At 72.1% G+C, this 9,546-nt stretch carries 10 protein-coding genes and 1 pseudogene; 4 read left to right on the top strand and 7 right to left on the bottom strand.

Annotation, left to right across the window (positions count from 1 at the left end):
• Both AOK16_RS27745 and AOK16_RS21870 read left to right on the top strand, forming a co-directional pair.
• Window positions 1–255, top strand: a pseudogene (locus AOK16_RS27745) (VanZ family protein); the annotation flags it as partial.
• Window positions 256–333: 78 nt separating this feature from the next.
• Complete coding sequence (locus AOK16_RS21870) at window positions 334–537, top strand: PspC domain-containing protein (RefSeq protein WP_055473890.1); 204 nt, start codon at window positions 334–336, stop codon at window positions 535–537.
• Between the two features lie 334 nt (window positions 538–871).
• On the opposite strand, the gene AOK16_RS21865 is transcribed toward AOK16_RS21870, so the two are convergent.
• Both AOK16_RS21865 and AOK16_RS21860 read right to left on the bottom strand, forming a co-directional pair.
• The gene (locus AOK16_RS21865; protein ID WP_055473889.1) at window positions 872–1,465 is read right to left on the bottom strand and encodes a hypothetical protein; all 594 of its coding nucleotides are present in this window, start codon (window positions 1,463–1,465) and stop codon (window positions 872–874) included.
• 217 nt (window positions 1,466–1,682) lie between these two features.
• The gene (locus AOK16_RS21860; protein WP_055473888.1) at window positions 1,683–2,849 is read right to left on the bottom strand and encodes an adenosine deaminase; all 1,167 of its coding nucleotides are present in this window, start codon (window positions 2,847–2,849) and stop codon (window positions 1,683–1,685) included.
• Window positions 2,850–3,121: 272 nt separating this feature from the next.
• Here AOK16_RS21860 and AOK16_RS28675 point away from each other — a divergent pair, with 272 nt between their 5' ends.
• Entirely contained in the window at window positions 3,122–4,045 is a 924-nt protein-coding gene (locus AOK16_RS28675; protein WP_055473891.1) for a dienelactone hydrolase, read from the top strand.
• A 379-nt stretch (window positions 4,046–4,424) separates the two neighbouring features.
• Here AOK16_RS28675 and AOK16_RS21850 read toward each other — a convergent pair whose 3' ends face one another.
• Window positions 4,425–5,780 carry an MFS transporter gene (locus AOK16_RS21850; protein ID WP_055473887.1) on the bottom strand — a complete coding sequence of 452 codons (1,356 nt, stop codon included), beginning with the start codon at window positions 5,778–5,780 and terminating at the stop codon, window positions 4,425–4,427.
• Window positions 5,781–5,842: 62 nt separating this feature from the next.
• Here AOK16_RS21850 and AOK16_RS21845 point away from each other — a divergent pair, with 62 nt between their 5' ends.
• Window positions 5,843–6,892: a LysR family transcriptional regulator gene (locus AOK16_RS21845; RefSeq protein ID WP_079101648.1), complete on the top strand. Its 1,050-nt coding sequence runs from the start codon at window positions 5,843–5,845 to the stop codon at window positions 6,890–6,892.
• 60 nt (window positions 6,893–6,952) lie between these two features.
• On the opposite strand, the gene AOK16_RS21840 is transcribed toward AOK16_RS21845, so the two are convergent.
• From AOK16_RS21840 to AOK16_RS26075, 4 genes are all read right to left on the bottom strand, one after another.
• The gene (locus AOK16_RS21840; RefSeq protein ID WP_055473885.1) at window positions 6,953–8,143 is read right to left on the bottom strand and encodes a glycerophosphodiester phosphodiesterase; all 1,191 of its coding nucleotides are present in this window, start codon (window positions 8,141–8,143) and stop codon (window positions 6,953–6,955) included.
• 267 nt (window positions 8,144–8,410) lie between these two features.
• The gene (locus AOK16_RS21835) at window positions 8,411–8,719 is read right to left on the bottom strand and encodes a hypothetical protein (RefSeq protein ID WP_157859303.1); all 309 of its coding nucleotides are present in this window, start codon (window positions 8,717–8,719) and stop codon (window positions 8,411–8,413) included.
• A 131-nt stretch (window positions 8,720–8,850) separates the two neighbouring features.
• Window positions 8,851–9,156, bottom strand: a complete 306-nt coding sequence (locus AOK16_RS21830; RefSeq protein ID WP_157859302.1) for a hypothetical protein — start codon at window positions 9,154–9,156, stop codon at window positions 8,851–8,853.
• A 194-nt stretch (window positions 9,157–9,350) separates the two neighbouring features.
• The coding region (locus tag AOK16_RS26075; protein WP_169790932.1) for a transposase at window positions 9,351–9,546 on the bottom strand (196 nt) is incomplete at its 5' end.

The raw sequence follows: 9,546 nt of genomic DNA, 5'->3' as shown, positions 1-9,546 counted from the left end.
CTGAACACCGCCGGAGTGGCCGCCGCGCACCTGCTGCTGACGCCCCTGCTGGCCGCGCGTCTCGACGCGTGCCGCGCGGGCCAGGGCGCGGGGTGCGGTACGCGCCGGGGTTCGGGAGGGGGTACGGGCGGGGGCGACGGTCGCGGTCAGGGCGGCCCGGGCCGTGGGCCGGGGCAGCGGCGGGCGGCGGTGCGCCGGGACGAGGGGTCTCAGGGTCCGACCCCGACGATCCCCAGGGTCGGGATCGCCCCGTAGACCGACGCTTTGCCCGGTTCGCGAACCGTAGCGTGGAAGCGTTCCCGACGGTTCGAGAAGTTCGAGAAGGAGCCCCTCATGGCCGCCCTCACCCGCCCCCGCAACGGACGCATGATCGGCGGCGTGTGCGCCGCGCTCGCACGGCGCTTCGGCACCTCCGCGACCACGATGCGCGTCATCTTCCTCGCCTCGTGCCTGCTGCCGGGGCCGCAGTTCCTGGTCTACCTGGCGCTGTGGGTCCTGTTCCCGTCCGAGAAGACGGCCACCCGCCAGGCCTGGTGAGCGCCCCGCGCGGCGCCCGAACCCTCTCCGCCCCCACCGCCGATCCGGCGCTGGGGGCGGTGCGTTGCTCGGGGGCGGCGCGTTGCGCGAGGGCGACGCGTTGCGCAGGATCGGCGCGCTACGCGGGGGCCGGGGCGGCCGACCCGGTGCACGACCGAGCGGGGTCGACTCGCCCCCGCCGCACCCTCACTTCGGCAGCAGCGCCCCGAGCGGGGCCGGCAGCAACGGGGGCCGAGGTGAGAGCGGCGAGCAGGACCCGGAAGGCGGCACAGCCCGGCGGGGTGCGGGCCCTCTCCGGGCGCGCACCCCGCCGGGCGATGCCGTGTCTCGCGGGTCAGCCGGCCTCGTTCTGGCCGCCGCTGATGCCGAGCGGCAGCTGGTCGAGCGGCAGAGCCTGGGCAAGCGGCAGGGCCTGGGCAAGCGGCAGCCCGCCAAGGAGGCCCTGAAGCGGGGCCTGCTGGGGCTGCGGCGCCTCCTGAGGTTGCGGCGCCTGCTGCGGCCGGGGGGCGTGCTGCGGCCGGGGGGCCTGCTTGGCGTGCTTGCCCTGCTTCACCTGCGGGGCCTGGGGCGCGTGGTGCGCCTTCGGGGTCTGGTGGGACTTGGGCGCCTGATGGGCCTTCGGCGTCTGGGACTGCTGCGTCGACGGCCGTCCCGGCGCGGCGGGCACGGCCGTCAGGGCGCTGTCGAGGGACTTCTGCGTGGCGCCCATGACGGCGGGCATCGTCGCGTCGGTGGTCTCGGCGAGGGTGTCCTGACCGGAGGTCGCGACCGAAGACGCACCCGCGGGCAGGGTCTTGGCGACCTGGCCCAGCGGCAGGCTCTGCAGCACGTCACCCGGGGCGGCGGCCGAGGCCGAGCCGGCCGCCGCGGCGGCGAAGGCGGCACCGAGCACGGCGACACCGAGAGTCTTGGCGGTTCCCTGCTTCATCGAATTACGTCCTCGTGATGGGGGAGGTGGTCGAGCGATTCCGCGAACCGGCCCCGCTGGCATGGGCGCAGACAGCCGACTCCATACACGGACCGTTATCGCAGGACTCCGAAACGTAGCCACAGAAGTGCGGCCGTCGCAAACAGCCGGAGCGGCCGGGTCTCGTGTCGCCCGGCCGCTCCGCTTTCCTTGCGCGGTATACGCGCGCGTTCCCCTTTCAGCTCTCCGCGGGGGAGGATCCGCTGGTCACGGCGGGTGCGGTGGGGACCTGGCGGAAAAGCCACTCGGATTTCAGTTCCGCGTATCCGGGCTTGATGACGTCATTGATCATCGCCAGGCGTTCATCGAAAGGAATGAAGGCCGATTTCATCGCATTGACGGTGAACCACTGCATGTCGTCGAGGGTGTACCGGAAAGTCCTCACCAGGTGTTCGAACTCGGTACTCATGCTCGTGCCGCTCATCAGGCGGTTGTCGGTGTTGACCGTGGCCCGGAAATGCAGCCGGCGCAGCAGCCCGATGGGGTGCTCGGCGTACGAAGCGGCCGCGCCCGTCTGGAGGTTGGAGGTCGGGCAGAGCTCCAGCGGGATCCGCTTGTCGCGCACGTAGTTGGCCAGCCGGCCGAGCGTGACGCCGCCGTCGTCGCCGACCTGGATGTCGTCGATGATCCGCACGCCGTGGCCGAGCCGGTCGGCGCCGCACCACTGCAGGGCCTGCCAGATCGACGGCAGGCCGAAGGCCTCGCCCGCGTGGATGGTGAAGTGGTTGTTCTCCCGCTTCAGATACTCGAAGGCGTCGAGGTGGCGGGTGGGCGGGAAGCCCGCCTCGGCGCCCGCGATGTCGAAGCCGACGACGCCCAGGTCGCGGTAGCGGTTGGCGAGTTCGGCGATCTCCAGGGCGCGGGCGGCGTGCCGCATGGCGGTCAGCAGGGCGCCGACGCGGATGCGGTTGCCGTCCTCCTTCGCCCGCCGCTCGCCCTCCCGGAAGCCCTCGTTGACGGCCTCGACGACCTCCTCGAGGGTCAGCCCGCCGTCGAGGTGCTGCTCCGGCGCGTACCGCACCTCCGCGTAGACGACCCCGTCCGCGGCCAGGTCCTCGGCGCACTCGGCGGCGACCCGGACCAGCGCGGCGCGGGTCTGCATCACTGCGCAGGTGTGCGCGAAGGTCTCGAGGTAGCGCTCCAGCGAGCCGGAGTCGGCGGCCTCGCGGAACCAGATGCCGAGCTTGTCGGGATCGGTCTCGGGCAGCGCGTCGTACCCGGTCTCACGGGCCAGTTCGACGATGGTGCCGGGGCGCAGGCCGCCGTCGAGATGGTCGTGCAGCAGGACCTTGGGGGCCCGGCGGATCTGTTCCGGGGTCGGGGTGTGGGTCGTCTCGCTCGTCATCTCCGCACTCTAGCGCCTACGCGCGTAGAGGGTGCGGGAGTCGGCGTACCTGGCGACCGTTCGCAGCACGGAAGTCGGCATGACCGGTCACAGTGCGGGCCATGGCCGATCTCGGCGCGAACCGTGGCCGGTTGCGGCGCAAGGCATGGCCGGTCGTGGCACGGGGGATGGCCGGTTTGGTGCGCGGGGCGGGGTCGGTTGTGGTCAATGGATACGGAACGGTGACCCGAGGTCGGGTGGAGTACACCCTTCCTTCTGCCATCGTTCTGCTCATGGCTCAGCGAGCGGTGCCGATGCGGAAGGCGCGTCTGGGGCGGGCTGTTGGCGCGACGGGTGACGGAGAGGCGGTCCAGGGCGTAGTGCTTCTGCTGCCCGGCGGGCGGGTGTTGGGCACGGGCCGCCCCTCCCCGCTGTCCTCGGCGACGACAGCGGCGACGGCTCGACGGCTGGCGCGGGACGGCCGCGCGGACGGCCTGGTGGCCCACGTCGTCCACTATCGCCACCGCGGCTGGAACGGCGCCGCGGCGCACCCGGTCGCGGACGCCCACTGGGCGGCGGACGAGGTCATACGCCGCTACGGCGACGTCTCCATCTGCCTTGCGGGTACGGGCATGGGCGCGCGAGCGGCCCTGCGCGCGGGCGGCCATCCGGCGGTCAACTCGGTTCTGGCGCTGTCCCCTTGGCTACCGGAGCGGCCGGTGGCGTCGGAACCCTTGGCCGCGGAACCTTTGAGTGCGGAGCCCTTGAGTGCAGAGTCCTTGGATGCGGAGTCCTTGGCGACGAGGCCTCTGGATGCGGGCCCCTCGGGCTCGGGACCGGCGGAGTGGTGGTGGGCCACCCACCAGGCTGACGGGAACCGGGCGGGCGCGGAGGAGCCCGTGGCCCAGCTGGCCGACCGTCGCGTCCTGATCGTGCACGGGACGAACGACCAGCGCACCGACCCGGAGTTGTCCTACCGCCTGGCGCTCCGCGCGAAGAAGATCAACCGCGACATCTGCCGCTTCGAGGTCCACACGGACGGCCACGCGCTGGCCCAGCACCGCGCCGAAGTCCTGGCCCTCTCCTCGAACTTCGTCCGGGGCACCCTCTTCGCCCACCCCTTCGCCCGCCCCTTGACCGACGCCCTCGCGGCTCCGCCACCACTGGGCCTGCGGATGCCACTGGCAGCGGGGTTCGGGAGAGCGAGGCGGAGGTGAGGGGTGGTCAAAGACCTAACACGCAAACGCGAGTGTGCCTGTTAGAAAGCGCCAGGGGCTATGAGAGCGAGGCGGACAGCCGCGCACTGCCGCCCGCACGGGCCGAGTCGACGGCCACGCATTCGGCCGGCAGGGCATCGACCCACCAACGGGAGGGCGTGACATGACCGTCACCTGGCGTAGCGCTGTCTTCTACCTTGTTCAGAACGGCGGCGGGGCGGCCGTCCGGGCGGCCGGGCGGTGACTGGGAAGGCCACCAGCGTCGCCACGGGTCGCTACGGGTCGCCCCGTGAGTGTGGTGGAGCGCTCGATGGCCCGCGCCGGATGGCGCGGGCCATCGGCCGTCCTTGCGCGGTAGGCCGCAGCGTCGCGGTAGGCCTCAGCCCAGGGCGTTCGCCGCGCGGGCGTGGGAGAGGCGGCGGGCCGTCACGGCCCTTCGGGTCGCGTACAGCGTGATGCCCGCGGTCGTGACCACGGCCAGGAGGCCGAGGACGACCGTGCCCTCCCAGCCCGCCGCGCGGTAGGCGAGCGCGCCGAGGGCGCCGCCCGCGCTGCTGCCGAGGTAGTACGCGGTCTGGTAGAGCGCGAAGGCCTGGGCGCGGCCCGTCTCGGCGGCGCGGCTCACCGACGAGGACGCGACCGCGTGGCCCGCGAAGAACCCGGCGGTGATCAGGACCAGGCCGAGGAGGACCGCGGCCAGGCTGTGGGACAGGCTCAGCAGCAGACCCGCGGCGGTCGTGCCCACGGCGGCGTACAGCGCGCCGCGCCGCCCGAGCCGGGCGACCAGCTGACCGGCCCCGGCCGAGGAGACCGTACCCACGAGGTAGACCAGGAAGATCGAGCCGACGATGCCCTGCGGCAGGCCGAACGGCTCACCGACCAGGCGGTAGCCGATCACCGTGTAGACCGCGCCGAACACGGTCATGAACAGCGCGCCGATCGCGTACAGCCGGCACAGCAGCGGGTCGGACAGATGGCCGCCGACCGTGCGGGCCAGCACGCGCGGGCTGAGCGAACCGCGCCTGAAGTGGCGGGCCTTGGGGAGCAGCAGCCGGAACGCCACCGCGCAGAGGACGGACAGGACGCCGACCGCGGCGAGCGCCGCGCGCCAGCCCCAGGCCTGGGCGATCCAGCCGGTGAGGATGCGGCCGGACATGCCGCCGATGCTGTTGCCCGCCACGAACAGGCCGATCGCGCCGACCAGCGCCTTGGCCCGTACCTCCTCGGCGAGGTACGCCATGGCCGAGGCCGGCAGGCCCGCGAGCGCCACGCCCTGGACGGTGCGCAGGGCGACCAGCGTGGTGAGGTCGGGCGCGAACGGTACGAGCAGCGAGACGAGCGCCGCGACCGTCAGCGAGGCGGTCATCATGGCGCGCCGCCCGAAGCGTTCGGACAGCGCGCTCATCGGGAGCACGGCGAGGGCGAGCCCGGCCGTGGCCGCGGCGACCGTCCAGCTCGCCGCGTCCGGGGTCACGCCGAAGTCGGCGGAGATGGCGGGGAGGAGGGCCTGCGTGGAGTAGAGGAGCGCGAAGGTGGCGACTCCGGCCGCGAAGAGCGCGGTGGTCATCCGGCGGTAGCCCGGGCCTCCGGGGCGCAGCCTGGTGGCCTCGTCGGGGGTGCGTTCCCGGAGGCCAAGCGGGGCGGCGGGAGCGGCGGATGGCACGGCGGACGGTGCGGTGGAGGCGGAGGAGGCGCCCACGCGGAGGGTGGACGCCCCGGTATCTGCAGGAGGCATGTATCCAAGGTAGGGAGCTCCGTCTCATGCGTCCAATGCATGAAGTCGCCATAATCGTTCCCATGGCGCATGACAGCAGATCACGGCATCGGGTGTCACCGAACAGCAACGAAGAAGACATTCCCGCAACAGGCGCGGCTCCCCGTCCGGCGGCCGCTCCTCCCGGCACCGGCCCCGTACAGCCGCCCGCGCCCGCCGACTTGGACCCGGAGTCCTGGCCCGCGCTCCTCGCGCCCCGCCTCGCGCAGTTCGCGGGCGTGGCACGGCAGGAGCACGTGACGCGCGCGGCGCACCGGCTGGCGGTGCCGCAGTCGACGCTGAGCCGGGCCATGGTGCGGCTCGAACACGACCTGGGCGTCGCGCTGTTCGCCCGCCACGGCCGTACGCTCTCGCTGACCCCGGCAGGCCGTACGTTCCTCGGCTCGGTCGAGCGGGCGCTCGCGGAGGTGGAGCGGGCGGCCGAGTCCGTACGCGCCGACACCGACCCCGCCACCGGCAAGATCGCCTTCGGCTTCCTGCACACCCTCGGCTCCGAGACGGTGCCCGGGCTGCTGCGCGCCTTCCGCGCCGACCATCCGCGGATCCGCTTCCAACTCGTCCAGAACTACGGCGAGGCGATGATCGAGCGCATGCGGGCGGGCGGTCTCGACCTGTGCCTGACCTCCCCGGTCCCGGACGCGCCGGACCTGGTGACGCGCCGTCTGGACGAGCAGCGGCTGCGGCTGGTGGTACCGGACGACCACCGGCTGGCCACCCGCAAGCGGGTACGCCTCGCCGAGGCCGCCACCGAACTCTTCGTCACCCTCGAACCGGGCTACGGCCTGCGCCGCATCACCGACGCGCTGTGCGCGGAGGCGGGGTTCACGCCACGGATCGCCTTCGAGGGCGAGGAGGCGGAGACGCTCCGCGGCCTGGTCGCCGCGGGCCTGGGCGTGGCCCTCCTGCCGCCGCCCCCGGTCCCCCGCCCGGGCGTCGCCGAACTCACGGTCACGGCCCCGCGCGCCGTCCGCGAGATCGGCGTCGCCTGGCTCAAGGACCGCCCGGACACCCCACCGGTGGCCGCCTTCCGCCGCTTCCTGCTGTCCCGGCGGGGGCAGTTGATCCCGCGGTGAGGCACGGGTGAGGCACGGGGTGGGCCGACCCGCACGACCGGGCCGGCCCACCCGCGCGCGTCAGCCGACGGCCGGGTGGGCGGCCGGCAGGGCCGCGCCGTCACCGGCGAAGGACACGGCCTGGCCCCCGGTGGTGGCGCATCCGCCGGGCCCGGTGACCGCGGTGCTGCCGTCGGCCCGCGTCACGGTGCGGCCGAGCAGTCCGTAGCCGTTGGCCGGGTTCACCAGGCAGGCGGTGTCCGGGGTCGGGCCGGCCTGCCAGGCGGAGGGCACCGGCCGGTCCAGGGCGTCGGCCGCCACGTCCACCTGGTTGGTCTGGAAGCCGTCGACGCCGTTGGCACGGCCCTGCTGGATCTGCGTGAACTCCTGGTCGGGGCCCGCGTCGTAGCTGTGCGGTACGGCGATGCCGCACCCGTCGTGGATCGCGGCCAGCCGCGGCGCCGTGAACTTGGCGAGGTCCGAGCCGAACGAGAAGTCCTTGCCCGCGGCCCGGTCGTACAGCGCGGAGGGCTGCTCCGCGCCGCTGAGGTTGTAGTTGAAGAGGGCGCTGGGGTCGATGCCCTGGACGGCCAAGATCAGGGGATCCAGGTTCGAGGAGTACTGCCAGAGCGTGCGGTCCATCAGCCCGGCGTCGGCCACGGCCTGCGCGACCTGGCGGTACGGCTTGCGGTCCAGCAGGTAGACCTCCTTGAACTCGATGTCGAGGCCGGCTCCCGCCTGCCCGGCGATGTCCAGCGCCTCGGCGAAGGTCAGGTAGCGGGCGGGGTCGTACGCGGTGCCGGCCCACTCGCCGGTGGCCGCGTTCCAGCTCTTGAACTCCGCCAGGTCCACCGAGCTGACGGACTGTCCGCCGGGGCCTTCGCCGTCGTGGTACGCGACGAGCGTGCCGTCCGACAGCCGGCGGATGTCGATCTCGATCACCGTCGCACCGAACGCCAGCGCGCTGCGGTACGCCTCGGCGGTCTGCTGCGGGGCCAGGTTGGTGCCGCCCCGGTGCGCGGAGAGGAACGGCACGTCGGCGGGCGCACCGGGCGCGGTACCGGGGCCCCACGGGGAGTGGACGGGAGAGGGCGCGCACTCGGCGGCGCTGGCGCCTTCGGCGGCGAGGGCCGACGGCGTGAGAGGGGAGACCGCGATGGCGAGCAGCGCGGCGACGGCCGTACCGGCCGCGGCGAACGGGGTGAGCCGGCGGGGCATTCGTCGCACTGCCTGGGAGGAGGGGGCGGGCGTGTACTCGATGAGTATCGTCACCCCTCACAAGTAGCCTCGTTTGGTGGCGCGTTGACCAACGAGCGACCAGCAGGCGACCAAGCGCCGGGGACACGGGGGGAAACCGGGGCGCATGGGGAGCACAACGCCAGTTGCGGCCGGAACGCCAAAGAGGATCAACGACCAGCGCAAGGCACGCTCCTCACGGCGTATCCGGGTCGGGCACGGCATCGGTCACCTGAAGAACTGGCGAACCCTCACCCGCCACCTGGGCTGAGCGGCAAGGGGCATGGCCGCAGAACCACTACGTCATTTTCGGTACGGATCGAACAGCGCGGCCAGCACTGTCCCTTGGATGGGCAGGAACAGGAGCAGGATCTGGGCGGTGGCGGCGATGTAGTAGCGGCGTACGAGGAACACAACGCCTGTGGCGATAGCAGCGCCCAGGAGCAGCACCGGATGCAGCAACGACATCCACCAGGGCTCGGGCTCTTCCGACATGCCGACCTCGAAGCTGTAGAGCAGGATCGAGCCGGCCACCAGGACGTTGAAGAGCAACACCACGACGGCGAAACCCGCATCAACCCATCGGGACCGCTTCCTTATTGCTTCAGTCATGCCGGGCACGCTGCCACCCCGTGTCGTAGCACACATGAGTACCCGTACTCATCCCGTGCCGCCCCGCAGTTGAGCCACCGACTTGCCGAACGGGCGCGGACTCGGCCAAGTGATGGGGGCTGTCCGGTACGTCACCGTTGGACGGTCAGAAGGTCACGCACAACCAGGACCAGGATCAGGAGCGCCAGCAGGAACTGGAAGGTGGTGGCGATGTAGTAGCGGTGCCTGAGGAGCACAACGCCCGTGGCGGCAGGAACGCCGAAGAGGAGCAACGATGCCAGCCACCACAGCCCCAAGGGCACCGCGTACCCGCCTGACGAGGTGACGATGGAACCGAGAACCAGGATCGCGAGGTACAGCAGGAGATCGAAGAGCAACGCCCAGACGGCGATGCCCCCTCCGCCCCATCGGGACAGTTTCCGTATCGCTTCATTCATGCCGGGCACGCTGCCACCACACGTCGTCAAGCGCATGAGTACCCGTACTCACGCTGGGACACCACGTCCTCAACGCCCGTTGCCGCCTCAGCCCTTACGGCATCTCCTGCGACAACGACCATGCTGAGGGCTGCTCCGTAAGTGATCATCTACAGCGGGACTGTCAAACGAGTGGTGTAACTGGGTAGTTGGGGTTACTGACGGGCTGCTGAGAGGCGGCCGTCGAAGGTGATGTCGAAGGCGTTCAGTGCGGTCTTCCAGCGCATGGTCCAGCGGGCCTGGCCTTTGCCTGTGGGGTCGAGGGACATGATCGCCATGTAGACGCACTTCAACGCGGCTTGCTCGTTGGGGAAGTGCCCGCGGGCTTTCACTGCCCGTCGTATCCGCGCG

It is taken from the genome of Streptomyces pathocidini (genome assembly GCF_001418495.1).
Classification (GTDB): domain Bacteria; phylum Actinomycetota; class Actinomycetes; order Streptomycetales; family Streptomycetaceae; genus Streptomyces; species Streptomyces pathocidini.
This window is presented reverse-complemented; position numbering and strand designations above follow the sequence as displayed.

Bases quoted from the DNA above. Each gene is read 5' to 3' on its own strand.
- AOK16_RS21870 (WP_055473890.1), top strand. From the start codon at position 334: ATGGCCGCCCTCACCCGCCCCCGCAACGGACGCATGATCGGCGGCGTG.
- AOK16_RS21865 (WP_055473889.1), bottom strand. From the start codon at position 1,465: ATGAAGCAGGGAACCGCCAAGACTCTCGGTGTCGCCGTGCTCGGTGCC.
- AOK16_RS21860 (WP_055473888.1), bottom strand. From the start codon at position 2,849: ATGACGAGCGAGACGACCCACACCCCGACCCCGGAACAGATCCGCCGG.
- AOK16_RS28675 (WP_055473891.1), top strand. From the start codon at position 3,122: ATGGCTCAGCGAGCGGTGCCGATGCGGAAGGCGCGTCTGGGGCGGGCT.
- AOK16_RS21850 (WP_055473887.1), bottom strand. From the start codon at position 5,780: ATGCCTCCTGCAGATACCGGGGCGTCCACCCTCCGCGTGGGCGCCTCC.
- AOK16_RS21845 (WP_079101648.1), top strand. From the start codon at position 5,843: ATGGCGCATGACAGCAGATCACGGCATCGGGTGTCACCGAACAGCAAC.
- AOK16_RS21835 (WP_157859303.1), bottom strand. From the start codon at position 8,719: ATGACTGAAGCAATAAGGAAGCGGTCCCGATGGGTTGATGCGGGTTTC.
- AOK16_RS21830 (WP_157859302.1), bottom strand. From the start codon at position 9,156: ATGAATGAAGCGATACGGAAACTGTCCCGATGGGGCGGAGGGGGCATC.